At 64.9% G+C, this 14,449-nt stretch carries 14 protein-coding genes; 9 read left to right on the forward strand and 5 right to left on the reverse strand.

All coding sequences use genetic code 11. The features are described from left to right. Nucleotides 1–190 precede the first annotated feature (190 nt). Nucleotides 191–739, forward strand: coding sequence for an RNA polymerase factor sigma-70 (locus ACK6AU_RS03520; protein ID WP_185701009.1), 549 nt, complete (start codon nucleotides 191–193; stop codon nucleotides 737–739). Nucleotides 740–788: 49 nt separating this feature from the next. On the opposite strand, the gene ACK6AU_RS03525 is transcribed toward ACK6AU_RS03520, so the two are convergent. From ACK6AU_RS03525 to ACK6AU_RS03535, 3 genes are all read right to left on the reverse strand, one after another. After that, nucleotides 789–1,148, reverse strand: coding sequence for a hypothetical protein (locus tag ACK6AU_RS03525; protein WP_185701008.1), 360 nt, complete (start codon nucleotides 1,146–1,148; stop codon nucleotides 789–791). Nucleotides 1,149–1,237: 89 nt separating this feature from the next. Then, nucleotides 1,238–2,032, reverse strand: a complete 795-nt coding sequence (locus tag ACK6AU_RS03530) for a substrate-binding periplasmic protein (RefSeq protein ID WP_409297767.1) — start codon at nucleotides 2,030–2,032, stop codon at nucleotides 1,238–1,240. Nucleotides 2,033–2,128: 96 nt separating this feature from the next. Continuing rightward, nucleotides 2,129–2,752: a TetR family transcriptional regulator gene (locus ACK6AU_RS03535; RefSeq protein ID WP_185701006.1), complete on the reverse strand. Its 624-nt coding sequence runs from the start codon at nucleotides 2,750–2,752 to the stop codon at nucleotides 2,129–2,131. Between the two features lie 188 nt (nucleotides 2,753–2,940). Here ACK6AU_RS03535 and ACK6AU_RS03540 point away from each other — a divergent pair, with 188 nt between their 5' ends. The 8 genes from ACK6AU_RS03540 to ACK6AU_RS03575 all read left to right on the forward strand — a co-directional run bounded on the left by ACK6AU_RS03540 (nucleotide 2,941) and on the right by ACK6AU_RS03575 (nucleotide 12,261). Continuing rightward, entirely contained in the window at nucleotides 2,941–4,731 is a 1,791-nt protein-coding gene (locus ACK6AU_RS03540; RefSeq protein WP_409297769.1) for an acyclic terpene utilization AtuA family protein, read from the forward strand. A gap of 9 nt (nucleotides 4,732–4,740) precedes the next feature. After that, the gene (locus ACK6AU_RS03545) at nucleotides 4,741–5,610 is read left to right on the forward strand and encodes an SDR family oxidoreductase (RefSeq protein ID WP_409297771.1); all 870 of its coding nucleotides are present in this window, start codon (nucleotides 4,741–4,743) and stop codon (nucleotides 5,608–5,610) included. 3 nt (nucleotides 5,611–5,613) lie between these two features. After that, on the forward strand, nucleotides 5,614–7,230 hold the full coding sequence (gene atuC / locus ACK6AU_RS03550) for a geranyl-CoA carboxylase subunit beta (RefSeq protein ID WP_185701003.1): 1,617 nt from the start codon (nucleotides 5,614–5,616) through the stop codon (nucleotides 7,228–7,230). Between the two features lie 77 nt (nucleotides 7,231–7,307). Then, a complete protein-coding gene (atuD, locus tag ACK6AU_RS03555) occupies nucleotides 7,308–8,465 on the forward strand; it encodes a citronellyl-CoA dehydrogenase (RefSeq protein ID WP_185701002.1) in 1,158 nt (385 codons plus the stop codon). Then, nucleotides 8,462–9,259: an enoyl-CoA hydratase/isomerase family protein gene (locus ACK6AU_RS03560; protein WP_185701001.1), complete on the forward strand. Its 798-nt coding sequence runs from the start codon at nucleotides 8,462–8,464 to the stop codon at nucleotides 9,257–9,259. The genes atuD and ACK6AU_RS03560 overlap by 4 nt, the downstream gene beginning before the upstream one ends. A 28-nt stretch (nucleotides 9,260–9,287) precedes the next feature. Continuing rightward, nucleotides 9,288–11,243 (forward strand): acetyl/propionyl/methylcrotonyl-CoA carboxylase subunit alpha, encoded by a 1,956-nt coding sequence (locus ACK6AU_RS03565; protein ID WP_409297775.1) that lies wholly within the window; start codon nucleotides 9,288–9,290, stop codon nucleotides 11,241–11,243. 119 nt (nucleotides 11,244–11,362) lie between these two features. Next, nucleotides 11,363–11,902 (forward strand): exonuclease domain-containing protein, encoded by a 540-nt coding sequence (locus ACK6AU_RS03570; RefSeq protein ID WP_185700999.1) that lies wholly within the window; start codon nucleotides 11,363–11,365, stop codon nucleotides 11,900–11,902. 74 nt (nucleotides 11,903–11,976) lie between these two features. Further along, complete coding sequence (locus ACK6AU_RS03575) at nucleotides 11,977–12,261, forward strand: pyrimidine/purine nucleoside phosphorylase (protein WP_185700998.1); 285 nt, start codon at nucleotides 11,977–11,979, stop codon at nucleotides 12,259–12,261. A 79-nt stretch (nucleotides 12,262–12,340) separates the two neighbouring features. Here ACK6AU_RS03575 and ACK6AU_RS03580 read toward each other — a convergent pair whose 3' ends face one another. Next, nucleotides 12,341–13,144: an MOSC domain-containing protein gene (locus ACK6AU_RS03580; RefSeq protein WP_185700997.1), complete on the reverse strand. Its 804-nt coding sequence runs from the start codon at nucleotides 13,142–13,144 to the stop codon at nucleotides 12,341–12,343. Nucleotides 13,145–13,226: 82 nt separating this feature from the next. Then, nucleotides 13,227–14,162, reverse strand: coding sequence for a chemotaxis protein CheV (locus ACK6AU_RS03585; RefSeq protein WP_409297778.1), 936 nt, complete (start codon nucleotides 14,160–14,162; stop codon nucleotides 13,227–13,229). Nucleotides 14,163–14,449 lie beyond the last annotated feature (287 nt).

Here is a 14,449-nt window from a genome sequence, read left to right on the forward strand (position 1 = left end):
CGCATCCTGCTCTGCAAACCCTGCTTGGGAACGTCGGCGAGCACCCGTTCGCAATTTGTAAATCAGGAGAGCATTAGTTCTTTTTCTCAATTGACAATAATTATCATTCAGCCTAATTTGTCGCTCGATGTGTAGGACGCGTCTGACGTTTCAGTAGTCCCACTACCCTCTTTGCAACAAGGTGATTTCCATGACGGAACAAGTATCCACAAGCAGGTGCGATTCACCGTTACTCCAGGCATTTGTCGACAACAGACTGATCCTGGTCAAGATTGCAGCGCGTATCACCGGCTGCCGGTCACGAGCTGAAGATGTGGTTCAAGACGCGTTTTTCCGCTTGCAATCGGCACCGCAAATCACCTCCTCGTTCAAGGCCCAGCTCAGCTATCTGTTCCAGATCGTGCGCAACCTGGCCATCGATCACTATCGCAAGCAGGCGCTGGAGCAGAAGTACTCGGGTACCGAAGAAGAAGGCTTGAACGTCGTCGTCCATGGTGCCTCACCTGAAACTTCCCACATGAACTTCTCCACTCTGGAAAACATTGCCGAAGCACTGACCGAGCTGCCCTCGCGCACTCGCTATGCCTTCGAGATGTATCGCTTGCATGGTGTCCCACAGAAAGACATCGCCAAGGAGCTGGGCGTTTCGCCGACGCTGGTGAACTTCATGATTCGCGATGCCCTGGTGCATTGCCGCAAAGTCTCGGGTAGCCGCCCCGACACCTTCGCCCGTCGCTGACCCGCGACCGGTGCCGGGCCATGATGCCCAGCACCAGAGGCGCTCGAGTTCAGCCCTCGAGCAGGCCACTCCGGCCCAGGACCAGCAACGCCGCACGTTTGTGCAATAGATCGAATGCCTGTTGGCAATACCGACAACGGTCATGCCCGGCACAAGCAGGCTCATGGCTGGGAACCGGGGGGCGCTCGCAACCCGGTGGGTCCAGGTACAAGGCATGCACCTGGACCGACAGCCAGAACGCCAGGCGGTCCTGGCGGGCCGCCTCGATGGCCTGTGCACCCAGGGGCCCGGACTCCTGCCCTTGCACAGGCATTGCCTGGAACAGCATCCGCCGTGCGGCAATCTCGTCGATGCCCAGCATGGCGCCAGTGCCTAGGGGGTCAACGTTCAGCTGATTCACAAGGGCCATGGCAAGGTCACCGTCGAATGGGCATTCAACCAAGTGACGTGGGCCGCCAGGAAAAATTTAGCCCGGCGTGAACCGGGCCGGAAACGGACTCAAGCGTGGGGAACGGGCTTCACCGCAATGCGATAAGGCTCGAAGATCTTCAGCATCTGGCCGTTGTCCCGCAGCCTTTGCAACAACCCGGCGAAATCCTCGGCGCTGATGGGCGCCTTGGGTCGGATGAGGCTGTAGTGGTGGTAGATCTGGTCGATGCGCTCGGAGACCAGCAAGCGTTCGGTGCTGTCGACGTTGCGGGCCAGGAAGTCGCTGAGGTAGGAACGCGTCACCAGGGCGATATCCGCCCTGCCGCGCAAGACCATCAGCAAGTTGCTGTCATGGGAATAGGTCAGCGTGGCGTTGAAAGTGTCGGCCAGGTAGCGGGTATCGGCATTGAACTGGGCGAAGGCGTAGTGATAACCGCTGAACAGCGCCAGGCGCTTGCCCGTAAGGTCGGCGAAGTACGCCTGGCCGCGCCCGGGCTGGCGTTGGGCGACGAAGATCTCCGCATCCTCGAGCCCCATGTCGACACTGGTGTGCTCGATGTCCTGCCAGCCCCAGGCCGGGTTCTCGAAGATCGCCATGTCCACCCGCCCCTGCTCGAAATCGCGAAAGCGCCGGGGAATCGAAGTGGGCACCAGGACGAACTGGTAATCGCTCTGGGACTGGTTCAGCGCCTCCACCAGTTGCGGCAGCAGGCCAGTGTCGGCCCCGGTTTCAGGGCGCACGGTGTAAGGAGGAAAATGGGCCGCCGCGACCCGCACCAGTTGCGCCGAGGAGGCCGGAGCGACCCAAAGTGTTGCCAGAGCCAGCAAAAGCATGCGCAAGGCTGGCCGCAGAGGCAGGGACATCAAGGCAACACCCCTCGGGCAAGAGAATGGGAATGCCGTAAAGCTAGGCGTTTTCGGACGCTTCGACAATCTGGCAAGCGATAATTAATCGACGTATCAGCGATCCTTGAGCACCAGCAGCAAAGCCTCTTGCGCCAGTTGCTCCAGGGTCATGCTGCCCTCGGCGCGAAACCAGGTGGTGGTCCAGGACAAGGCGCCGGTGAGAAAACGCCGGGTGATGAACACATCGCCCCTGATGAAACCGGCTTCCTTGGCCTCGCCCAGCACCTGCAGCCAGATCTGCTCGTAGATATCGCGCAGGGCCAGGACCGCCGCCTGGCCCTCGGCCGATAGCGAGCGCCATTCGTAGACCAGCACCGCCATGGCCTCGCCACTGCCGCCCATGATCGACTGCAGCTCGCAGCGGATCAGCGCCAGCACCCGCTCACGCACGCTGCCGGCTTCGGCCAGCTCGGCGCGCATCAACGCGGTGTTGTAGTGGATGGTCTCCTGCATCACCGCCCGCAGGATGTCGTCCTTGCTCTTGAAGTGGTGGAAGATGCTGCCGGACTGGATCCCCACCGCACCGGCCAGGTCGCGCACGGTGGTGCGTTCGTAGCCCTTGTTGCGAAACAGATGCGCAGCCGTGCGCAACAGCTTGCCCCGGGCGCTCTCGGGGTCGGTCACCTGCCCGCTGGCGATCAGCTCGCGCACCACCTGCAAGGCTTTTTGCTCGTCCACCGGTGTTCTCCTACTTCATTTCATCGATAGCTCTGGCGCCGGCCCCGGTAAAACCGGGCATGGCGCGCGCAATTTAAGCTCCCCACCGCCCCCAAGCAAGCGCTTGGGTAGAAGAATAGACCAGGGCATTTACAAACCAAGCGCTTGCTTGGTAGCCTCCGTGCAGTTCTTTTCTCGAGAGCCCCGCCATGACCAAGACCATACGAATCGGCTGTGCCAGCGCCTTCTGGGGCGACACCAGCAGCGCCGCCGCGCAACTGGTGCAAGGCGCCCGCCTGGACTACCTGGTGTTCGACTATTTGGCCGAGATCACCCTGTCGATCATGGCCGGGGCCCGCATGAAGGATCCGGCGGCGGGCTACGCCACGGACTTCGTCGAAGTACTCACGCCGCTGCTGGACTCGATCCACGCCCAGAACATCCGCGTCATCAGCAATGCCGGCGGGGTCAATCCCCAAGCCTGCGCCGACGCCCTGCGCGCCGCCTGCGCCAAGGCCGGGGTGCCGCTGAAGGTCGCCGTGCTGCTGGGCGACGACCTGCAACCACAGCTCAAGGAGCTGGCCGGCGCCGGTATCGTGGAAATGTTCACCGGCGCCCCACTACCGCCCCTGTGCGTCTCCACCAACGCCTATCTCGGCGCCCCGGGAATAGTCGCCGCCCTGGAACTGGGGGCCGACATCGTCATCACCGGGCGCGGGGTCGACAGCGCCGTGGTCAGCGCCGCCCTGGTGCACGAGTTCGCCTGGTCCTGGCAGGACTACGACCGCCTGGCCCAGGCCGCCCTGGCCGGGCACATCATCGAGTGCGGCGCGCAGTGCACCGGCGGCAACTTCACCGACTGGCGCGACGTGCCGGACTACGAGCACATCGGTTTCCCCGTGGTGGAAGTCCAGGCCGACGGCCGTTTCGTGGTGAGCAAGGCACCGGGCACGGGCGGCCTGGTCAGCCCGCTGACGGTGGGCGAGCAACTGCTGTATGAGATCGGCAACCCCCAGGCCTACCTGCTGCCGGACGTGACCTGCGATTTTTCCCAGGTGCAATTGCGTCAGGAAGCGGCCGACCGAGTCAGCGTCCAGGGCGCCCGGGGCATGCCCCCCAGCCATCAATACAAGGTCAGTGCCACCTATCCGGACGGTTTCCGCTGCACCGCCAGTTGCCTGCTGGCCGGCATCGACGCGGTGGCCAAGGCGCGTCGGGTGAGCCAGGCGATCATCGACAAGACCAGCGAGATGTTCAGCCAGCGTGGCTGGGGCCCCTACAGCGAAGTGAACATCGAACTGCTGGGCAGCGAGGCCACCTATGGCCCCCACGGCCAGCGCCAGGACAGCCGCGAAGTGGTGATCAAGCTGGCCGTGCGCCATCCGAGCAAAGCGGCCCTGGTGCTGTTCTCCCGGGAAATCGCCCAGGCCGCCACCGGCATGGCCCCGGGACTGACCGGCATCGTCGGCGGACGACCGACGGTGTACCCGGTGATCCGCCTGTTCTCCTTCCTGCTGGACAAGGACCGCTGCCACCTGGAAATCGACTTCGCCGGCCAGCGCCATGCCTGCGCCCTGCCGGGGCCCGAGCCGCTGGACCCAGGCACCCTGCCCGTTCCCCACCCATTGCCCAGGCCCCGGGGCCAGGCCGATGCCAGCGTGCCCCTGGTCAAGCTGGCCGTGGCCCGCTCCGGCGACAAGGGCAACCACAGCAACATCGGGGTCATGGCCCGCCACCCGGACTACCTGCCGTGGATCGCCGAGGCCCTGGCCCCGGAAGTCCTGGTGGACTGGATGAGCCATGTGCTGGACCCGGTCCATGGCCGGGTCCAGCGCTGGTACCTGCCGGGCACCCATAGCCTCAACTTCCTCCTGGAAAACGCCCTGGGCGGCGGTGGCGTCGCCAGCCTGCGCATCGACCCCCAGGGCAAGGCCTTCGCCCAGCAACTGCTGGAAATCCAGATCCCGGTGCCCCAGCGCATCGCCGACGCCGTCAATTAAGGAGCTGCCGTGGTGTACGACTCGATCTTCAAAGCGCAATTGTTTGCCGGCCAGACCATCCTCGTCACCGGCGGCGGCAGTGGCATCGGCCGTTGCACCGCCCATGAGCTGGCGGCCCTGGGCGCCCGGGTGCTGCTGGTGGGGCGCAAGGCGGAAAAACTCCAGCAGGTCGCCGGCGAGATCGCCGAGGACGGTGGGTTGGTGGATTGGCGGGCTTGCGACATTCGCGACGAGGAGGCGGTCAAGGCCCTGGTCGGTGAGCTGATCGAGCGCTTTGGTCCGATCCACGGCCTGGTGAACAACGCCGGCGGCCAGTACCCGGCGCCCCTGGCCTCGATCAACCAGAAGGGCTTCGAGACCGTGCTGCGCACCAACCTGGTGGGCGGTTTCCTCATGGCCCGGGAAGTGTTCAACCAGTCCATGAGCCAGCACGGCGGCAGCATCGTCAACATGCTCGCCGACATGTGGGGCGGCATGCCCGGCATGGGCCATTCCGGCGCTGCGCGCTCGGGGATGGACAACTTCACCAAGACCGCCGCCTACGAATGGGGGCATGCCGGGGTGCGGGTCAACGCCGTGGCCCCGGGCTGGATCGCTTCCAGCGGCATGGACACCTATGAAGGCGCCTTCAAGGCGGTGATTCCCACCCTGCGCGAGCATGTGCCGCTCAAGCGCATCGGCAGCGAATCGGAAGTCAGCGCGGCCATCGTGTTCCTGCTCAGCCCCGGCGCGGCCTTCATCAGCGGCAGCACCTTGCGCATCGACGGCGCCGCCAGCCTCGGCAGCCGCGCCTGGCCCCTGGGCAAGGCGCGCAACAGCCACTCGTACAACGGTTTTCATCGGGCCTACCTACCCGATGTGCTCAAGGGCGAGGAATAAGCCATGCCGGTGATCCACTCCCAGCTCGATCCTCACAGCCCGCAGTTCGCCCAGAACCAAGCGGCCATGCTGGCCGGCCTGCAACAACTGCGCGATATCCAGCAACACCAGTTGGACAAGGCCGCCGAGGCCAAGGCCAAGTTTGAACAGCGCGGGCAGTTGCTACCCCGGGAACGCCTCAACCTACTGCTGGACCCGGGCGCACCGTTCCTCGAACTGGCCGGCCTGGCAGGCTACAAGCTGCACGACGACAAGGACGGCAGCCAGGCCGGCGGCGGCCTGATCGCCGGTATCGGCTACGTCTGCGGGGTGCGCGTGCTGGTGGCGGCCAACAACAGCGCGATCAAGGGCGGCACCATTTCCCCCAGCGGCCTGTACAAATCCCTGCGCCTGCAACAGATCGCCATGGAGAACAAGCTGCCGGTGGTGACCCTGGCCGAAAGCGGCGGCGCCAACCTCAACTACGCGGCGCAGATCTTCGTCGAGGGCGCACGCAGCTTCGCCAACCAGGCGCGGATGTCGGCCATGGGCCTGCCGCAGATCACCGTGGTGCATGGCTCGGCCACCGCCGGCGGCGCCTACCAGCCCGGGCTGTCGGACTACGTGGTAGTGGTGCGCGGCAAGGCCAAGCTGTTTCTCGCCGGGCCGCCCTTGCTCAAGGCCGCCACTGGCGAAGTGGCCACCGACGAACAGCTCGGCGGCGCCGAAATGCATGCCCAGGTTGCCGGTACCGCCGAATACCTGGCGGAAAACGATGCCGACGGCATCCGCATCGTCCGCGAGATCGTCAGCCTGTTGCCCTGGAATGCCCAACTGCCGGCACAGCCGCCCAGGACCTGGAGCGAACCGCTGTACCCGATAGAGGAACTGCTGGGGCTGGTTCCCGACGACCCGAAGAAACCCTACGACGCCCGGGAAATCGTCGCGCGCCTGGCGGACGGCTCGCAGTTCCTGGAGTTCAAGGGCGAGTTCGATGCCCAGACCCTCTGCGGTCACCTGCAGATCCAGGGCCGGGCCTGCGGTTTCATCGGCAACAACGGCCCGATCACACCCCAGGGCGCGAGCAAGGCCGCGCAGTTCATCCAGCTTTGCGACCAGAGCCAGACACCGCTGCTGTTCTTCCACAACACCACCGGTTTCATGGTCGGCACCGAATCCGAGCAGCAAGGGGTGATCAAGCACGGCTCGAAGCTGATCCAGGCGGTGGCCAACGCCCGGGTGCCGAAACTGACCATCGTGGTCGGCGGTTCCTACGGCGCCGGCAACTATGCGATGTGCGGCCGCGGCCTGGACCCGCGCTTCATCTTTGCCTGGCCCAACAGCCGCACCGCGGTGATGGGCGGTGCCCAGGCCGGCAAGGTGCTGCGCATCGTCACCGAGGCCAAGCACGCCAAGAACGGCCAGGAGGCCGACCCGAAGATGCTCGACATGCTGGAGCAGGCCACCGCGCAGAAGCTCGACAGCCAGTCCACCGCACTGTACGGCAGCGCCAACCTGTGGGACGACGGCCTGATCGACCCGCGTGACACGCGCACCTTGCTGGGTCTGCTGCTGGACATCTGCCATGAGGCCCAGGTGCGCCCGCTGCAACCCAACAGCTTTGGCGTGGCGCGGTTCTGATCGCGCAGAACGGCCCGCAGGTAGCGGGACAAAAAGATCCGCTGGTGACGTCACTCAACTTGAGAAGGACAACAACAATGATCTTCACCCAGGAACACGAAGAACTGCGGCGCACGGTGCGCCATTTTGTCGAGCGCGAGATCAACCCCCATGTCGATGAATGGGAAGAAGCCGGACGCTTCCCCATCCACGAGATTTTCCGCAAGGCCGGCGAGCTGGGCCTGCTGGGCATCTCCAAGCCAGAGAAGTTCGGCGGCATGGGCCTGGACTACAGCTACTCGATCGTTGCCGCCGAGGAGTTCGGCACCATCCGCTGCGGCGGGATTCCCATGTCCATCGGCGTGCAGACCGATATGTGCACCCCGGCCCTGGCGCGCTTCGGCTCCGACGAGCTGCGCGAGGAATTCCTGCGCCCGGCCATCAGCGGCGAGCAGGTGGGCTGCATCGGCGTTTCCGAGGTCGGGGCCGGCTCCGATGTGGCCGGGCTCAAGACCCACGCCCGCAAGGACGGCGATGACTACGTGATCAATGGCAGCAAGATGTGGATCACCAACTCCCCCAGCGCCGATTTCATCTGCCTGCTGGCCAATACCTCGGACGACAAGCCCCACGTCAACAAGTCGCTGATCATGGTGCCGATGAACACCCCCGGCATCAGCCTCAGTCCGCCTCTGGACAAGCTCGGCATGCGCAGCTCGGAAACCGCCCAGGTGTTCTTCGACAACGTGCGGGTGCCCCAGCGCAACCGCATCGGCCACGAAGGCGCCGGGTTCATGATGCAGATGCTGCAATTCCAGGAAGAGCGGCTGTTCGGCGCGGCGAACATGATCAAGGGCCTGGAGTACTGCATCGACAGCACCATCGAGTACTGCAAGGAGCGCAAGACCTTCGGCAACCCGCTGATCGACAACCAGGTGATTCATTTCCGCCTGGCCGAGCTGTCCAGCGAAATCGAGTGCCTGCGGGCCCTGGTGTACCAGGCCACCGAACAATACGTGCGCGGCCAGGACGTGACCCGCCTGGCCTCCATGGCCAAGCTCAAGGCCGGGCGCCTGGGTCGCGAGGTCAGCGACAGCTGCCTGCAATACTGGGGCGGGATGGGCTTCATGTGGGACAACCCGGTGGCCCGGGCCTATCGCGATGTGCGCCTGGTGTCCATCGGCGGCGGTGCCGACGAAATCATGCTGGGGATCATCTGCAAACTCATGGGCATCCTGCCCGGGAAGAAAAAATGAGCCTGTTGCCGAGTTGCCAGACCCTGTTGCTGGAATCACGCGACGGCGTGCTGTTCATCACCTTCAACCGCCCCGAGAATCGCAACGCCATGAGCCTCGAGATGGTGGCGGAATTGCGCGCGGTGCTGGCCGCCGTGAGCGAGCGCCGCAGCATCCGGGCCCTGGTGCTGCAAGGCGCCGGCGGACACTTTTGCGCCGGTGGCGACCTCAAGGACATGGCCGGCGCCCGGGCCCGGGGCAATGCGGCCTACCGTGAATTGAACCGGGCCTTCGGGGCGTTGCTCGAAGAAGCGCAGAACATCCCCCAGGTGCTGGTCTGCGTACTGCAGGGCGCGGTGCTCGGCGGCGGCTTTGGCCTGGCCTGCGTCAGCGATATCGCCATCGCCGAGCACTCGGCGCAGTTCGGCATGCCGGAAACCAGCCTCGGCCTGCTGCCGGCGCAGATCGCCCCGTTCGTGGTCCGGCGCATCGGCCTGACCCAGGCCCGGCGCCTGGCGCTGACCGCCGCCCGCTTCGATGGCGAACAGGCCCGGCAACTGGGCCTGGTGCACTTCGTCGAGAACGATGCCACGGCGCGGCAGGAGCGCCTGGAGCAGCAACTGGCGCAGGTCCTGCGCTGCGCCCCCGGGGCCAATGCACGGACCAAGGCCCTGCTGCTGGCCAGCGTTGACCAGCCCCTGGGGTCGCTGCTGGACCAGGCCGCCGACGACTTCGCCCAGGCCGTCAGCGGCGAGGAAGGCACCGAAGGCACCCTGGCCTTCGTGCAGAAACGCCAACCGTCCTGGGCCGGCTGACGCCCCACACAGACACAGGAAGCCTACGATGCCCGCGTTCACCAAGATCCTGATCGCCAACCGTGGCGAAATCGCCTGCCGGATCCAGCGCACCGCCCAGCAGCTGGGCTATCGCACCGTCGCCGTATTCAGCGACGCCGACGCCGAGGCGCCCCATGTGCGCATGGCGGACGAAGCCGTGCGCATAGGCCCCGCGCCGGTCCGGCAGTCCTACCTGGACAGTGCCGCAATCCTCGATGCGGCCCGGCGCAGCGGTGCCGATGCCATCCATACCGGCTACGGCTTTCTTTCGGAGAACGCCGAGTTCGCCGCGGCTTGCGAGACCGCCGGCATCACCTTCATCGGCCCCAGCCCCGCGGCCATCGAGCTGATGGGCAGCAAGCGCCGCTCGAAGATCGCCATGCTCGAGGCCGGCGTGCCCTGCATCCAGGGCTACCAGGGCGAAGAGCAAGACGATGCCACCTTGCAGCGCGAAGCCCAGCGCATCGGTTATCCGTTGATGATCAAGGCCAGTGCCGGTGGCGGTGGGCGCGGCATGCGCCTGGTGCAGGAACCCGGGCAACTGCTGGAGCAGATCAGGACCGCGCGCTCCGAGGCGCTGCACGCCTTCGGCAGCGACGAGCTGATCCTGGAACAAGCGCTGGTCGAGCCGCGCCACGTGGAGATCCAGGTCTTCGGCGACCATCACGGGCAGTTGATCTACCTCGGCGAGCGCGACTGTTCGATCCAGCGCCGCCACCAGAAGGTCGTCGAGGAGGCGCCCTGCCCGGTCATGACCCAAGAACTACGCCAGGCCATGGGCGAAGCGGCGCTCAAGGCCGGACGGGCCGTGGACTATGTTGGCGCCGGCACCGTGGAGTTCCTGCTCGATGCCCGGGGGCACTTCTACTTCCTGGAAATGAACACCCGCCTGCAGGTGGAGCACCCGGTCACCGAACTGGTCACCGGCCTGGACCTGGTGGCCCTGCAACTGCAGGTGGCTGCCGGCGAGCCACTACCGCTGAAGCAGGAACAGGTGCGCTTGTCCGGCCACGCCATCGAAGTGCGCCTGTATGCTGAGGACCCGGCCCAGGGTTTTCTGCCCCAGACCGGCCAGGTGCTGCGCTGGGAGCCAGCGCCGGGCATCCGCACCGATCATGGCGTACAGGAAGGCCAGTGGATCAGCCCCTTCTATGACCCGATGCTGGGCAAGCTGATCGCCCACGGTGCCACCCGCGAGGAAGCCCGGCGCAAGCTGCTGCGCGGCGTCGAGGATTGCGTGTTGCTGGGCCTGGAAAGCAACCGGCGCCTGCTGGCCAACCTGCTCGGGCACCCGGTGTTCGCCAGCGGCCGGTTCAGCACGGCATTCATCGCCGAACACTTTGCCGAGGATCCGAGCCTGCAACCGCAGCTTCCCGGCCACGAGGAACTGGCCATCGCCGCCGCGCTGTTTCATCACCATGGCGCCAAGGCCCATGCCGGGCCGCTCGCCGCCTGGCGCAACAACGCCGGTGTAGCGCTGCACTATTGCCTGGGGCAGGAGCAACGGCAGTGGTCCTTGCAACTGAGCCCGGGGACCGCAGGCCAGGTGCAGGTCCGGCAGGCAGGGCAGTTAGTGGAGCTGAAGGTCTGCAGCGCCGACGGACGCCGGGCCATCCTGGAGGTTGGCGGCATCCGCCGGCACTGCGCCTATCACCTGGAAAACCAGGAACTCTGGCTGCACAGCCAACAAGGCAGCCTGCACCTGCAGGACCGGACCCATGCCCCGGTCCAGAGCCCATCGGGCGCCCATTCGGGGACGCTCAAGGCGCCGATGGATGGCGCTATCGTCGACGTGCTGGTAAGCGAGGGCATGCGCGTCAGCAAGGGCCAGCTGTTGTTGGTGCTGGAAGCGATGAAGATGGAGCATCCGCTCAAGGCCGGGATCGACGGGACGATCACCCGGGTCCAGGTCGGCCTCGGCGACCAGGTGAAGAACCGCCAGGTGCTGCTGGAGGTGGAATAACCCGGCAGGCCCATCGGCGTCAGTGCGGATCGGGCTCCGCCCGGCGCTCCCCCTAGGCGGAATCCCAGGCTTTGGCTACGCTCAAGCGTCATCGAGATGGTTGAAGGCTGGAATTCGTGATGCCCCACTGGCTGGTAATAGATCTGGAAGCCACGACCGATGAAGGGGGCTGGCCGGTGAGCGAGATGGAAATCATCGAGATCGGCGCTACCCTGGTCAACCGAGAGGGTCGGGAACAGGACCACTTCCAGCGTTTCGTCCGGCCCGTGAGGCGCCCGATGCTGACGCCGTTCTGCCGCGAGCTGACCCATATCACCCAGGCCAATATCGACGGCGCCGCACCCTTGAGCGAGGTCTGGCCCCTGTTCGAGCGCTGGTTGGCCCAGCATCGACCGCGCCTGGAAGGCTGGGCCAGCTGGGGCGACTACGATCGCAAGCAATTGCAGCAGGAATGGCACAACCAGCAGCTGCGCAGCTTGCTCGTCGATGTACCGCACATGAATCTCAAGCAACGCTTCGCCAAGGCCCGGCGCCTGGAACGCCCCCCGGGGCTGAATACCGCCTTGCAACTGGCCGGGATGCAGTTCAATGGCCAGCAGCATCGAGCCCTGGAAGATGCCCGCAATACCGCGCGCCTGCTGCCGCTGGTGCTTGCTTGATGGCGGCAGGTGACGGCCCTTCGGGGGTTGTGCATACTGGCCGGCCTTTTTGACCCATTCTTGAGGAATCGCCCATGTTTAAAGTCAACGAGTACTTCGACGGCACCGTCAAGTCGATTGCCTTCGGCACGGCCGAAGGTCCTGCCACCATTGGCGTCATGGCCCCGGGCGAATACGAATTCGGCACCGCGCAACGGGAAATCATGCATGTGGTTTCCGGCGCCCTGACCGTCAAGCTGCCAGGCAGCGACGAGTGGCAGACCTTCTCTGCCGGCAGCCACTTCAACGTACCGGCCAACAGCAAGTTCCAGCTCAAGGTCGCAGTAGACACTGCCTACCTGTGCGAATACCGCGGCTGATCCCTCGCCCGGCTTTCACCAACGCATGAAAAATGCCCGTCCCCCCACCAGGGGACGGGCATTTTTTTCGCCACGAAGGCTATTCGAGGACGGTCACCGGCATGCCCACCTGCAACTGGCCAATCCCATCGTTGACCAGGTTCTGGCCGAACATCGCCCCATCCTCCCGGGCCCGGTACTTTTGCAAGGTCGCCAGGGGCTCACGATCAGGACTGCGCTCGCCCGTCTGCGGATCGATGGTGGTGAGGATGCAGCGCGAGCAGGGCTTGACCACGCGGAACTCTATATCGCCGATACGCACCCGCTTCCAGCTGTCCTCGGCGAACGCTTCGCCCCCCTCGACCACCAGGTTGGGCCGGAACCGCAGCATCTCCAGAGGCCGGCCAACCCGGCTCGCCAGGTCGTCCAGGGACGCCTGGCCGATCAGTAGCAGGGGAAAACCGTCGGCGAAGGCCACCTGGTCATCATCCTTGCCATAACCGGCGGCGGTGGTCCGCGCCCGCTCCAGCGGGACCTGCACCAGGCGCGTGGGTTTGCCGATGAACTCGCTGACCCAGGCTCCGGCCTCGTCGCCGGCATCGGGAACCCGCAAGGTGTCTTGCCAGATGGTCACGCCACGCAAGGCCGCCGTCTCATCCGGTAGTGCCACTTCCAACGAGGCCAGGCCTGGGGCGCTGAGAGTCAGGCCGCCCTGGGCATTGCACAGCGCCGAGAGCTGGCTCATGCGTCCCACGGCACGCTGGGTCAGGAAACGCCCGCTGGCCTCATCCACCAGCATCCAGCGGCGGTCCCCCTCGAGGCCGAGCTTGTCCAGGCCGATCTGTTGCAGGGTTTCGCCCCTGGCGGATTTCAACGGATATCGATAAAGCGCGCTAAGACGCATGTCTTGCTCCCTACGGGGGAAAAACGCCCACCCTATACCAGCGCCCCGGTGAAACAAAGATCCATGGCGCTGGCACCCGGGCTCAGGCGTCGACTTCGTCCAGCAGCAGGCGCTGGCGCACTACATCCACCAGCTTGTCGGGCTGGAACTTGGAGAGGAAGTTGTCGCAGCCGACCTTCTTGACCATGGACTCGTTGAAGCTGCCCGACAGCGAGGTGTGCAGCACCACGTAGAGCCCGCGCAGGCGTGGGTCGTTGCGGATCTCGGTGGTCAGGCGATAGCCGTCCATCTCCGGCATCTCGGCGTCGGTGAACACCATCAGCAGCTTCTCGGTCATCTCGGCCCCGGTGTCGGCCCAGGCCTTGAGCATCTTCAGGGCCTTGAGGCCGTCGCTGGCGATGTGCATTTTCACTCCCAGCTGGCCCAGGGTATCGCGCAGCTGCGACAGGGCCACGTTGGAGTCGTCCACCAGCAGCACCTCGCGACCACGGGCACGGGCCAGCAGCGGGTCGTCGAGCTTGTCGCGGGAAACCTTGGCGTTGTACGGCACGATCTCGGCCAGCACCTTCTCGACGTCGATGACTTCCACCAACTGGTCATCGACCTTGCTGATGGCGGTCAGGTAGTGCTGGCGGCCGGCGCTGGAGGGCGGCGGCATGATGGCTTCCCAGTTCATGTTGACGATGCGGTCCACACCGCCCACCAGGAACGCCTGCACCGAGCGGTTGTACTCGGTGACGATGATGGTGCTGTTGGGCCCGGGTACCAGCGGACGCATGCCGATGGCCTGGGACAGGTCGATCACCGGCAGGGTCTGGCCCCGCAGGTTGACCACGCCGCAGACGAATGGATGGCGCTGGGGCATCAGGGTCAGTTTCGGCAGTTGCAGGACTTCCTGGACCTTGAAGACGTTGATCGCGAACAGCTGTCGACCGGCCAGGCGGAACATGAGGATTTCCAGTCGATTCTCACCCACCAGTTGCGTGCGTTGATCTACCGTGTCGAGAATGCCGGCCATTAATGACTCCTGGGCTGTACTGATGAATTCACTAAATACAGATATCGGCCAGGTACGCCGTATCTTGACCCGTGTGCAAATTGCCACACAAAGCCATTGATGTCACATTAACATCATGCTTTACTGCGGCGGTCAATTCAGCAGCACTGCTGCTGCGCCGCCGAGACCTCTATCTCGACGGAAGGTTCCCCTGCCTAAGGGATTCCCCTATCAACAATCAGGACCAGCCTGATATTCGCAATATCCAATAGCCATTAATGTGACGCCATTCTCATTGCATGAATGGA

This window comes from Pseudomonas sp. KCJK8993 (genome assembly GCF_046230915.1).
GTDB lineage: Bacteria > Pseudomonadota > Gammaproteobacteria > Pseudomonadales > Pseudomonadaceae > Aquipseudomonas > Aquipseudomonas piscis.

Bases quoted from the DNA above. Each gene is read 5' to 3' on its own strand.
- ACK6AU_RS03525 (WP_185701008.1), bottom strand. From the start codon at position 1,148: ATGGCCCTTGTGAATCAGCTGAACGTTGACCCCCTAGGCACTGGCGCC.
- ACK6AU_RS03580 (WP_185700997.1), bottom strand. From the start codon at position 13,144: ATGCGTCTTAGCGCGCTTTATCGATATCCGTTGAAATCCGCCAGGGGC.
- atuC (WP_185701003.1), top strand. From the start codon at position 5,614: ATGCCGGTGATCCACTCCCAGCTCGATCCTCACAGCCCGCAGTTCGCC.
- ACK6AU_RS03560 (WP_185701001.1), top strand. From the start codon at position 8,462: ATGAGCCTGTTGCCGAGTTGCCAGACCCTGTTGCTGGAATCACGCGAC.
- ACK6AU_RS03565 (WP_409297775.1), top strand. From the start codon at position 9,288: ATGCCCGCGTTCACCAAGATCCTGATCGCCAACCGTGGCGAAATCGCC.
- ACK6AU_RS03540 (WP_409297769.1), top strand. From the start codon at position 2,941: ATGACCAAGACCATACGAATCGGCTGTGCCAGCGCCTTCTGGGGCGAC.
- ACK6AU_RS03530 (WP_409297767.1), bottom strand. From the start codon at position 2,032: ATGTCCCTGCCTCTGCGGCCAGCCTTGCGCATGCTTTTGCTGGCTCTG.
- atuD (WP_185701002.1), top strand. From the start codon at position 7,308: ATGATCTTCACCCAGGAACACGAAGAACTGCGGCGCACGGTGCGCCAT.
- ACK6AU_RS03575 (WP_185700998.1), top strand. From the start codon at position 11,977: ATGTTTAAAGTCAACGAGTACTTCGACGGCACCGTCAAGTCGATTGCC.
- ACK6AU_RS03570 (WP_185700999.1), top strand. From the start codon at position 11,363: ATGCCCCACTGGCTGGTAATAGATCTGGAAGCCACGACCGATGAAGGG.
- ACK6AU_RS03520 (WP_185701009.1), top strand. From the start codon at position 191: ATGACGGAACAAGTATCCACAAGCAGGTGCGATTCACCGTTACTCCAG.
- ACK6AU_RS03585 (WP_409297778.1), bottom strand. From the start codon at position 14,162: ATGGCCGGCATTCTCGACACGGTAGATCAACGCACGCAACTGGTGGGT.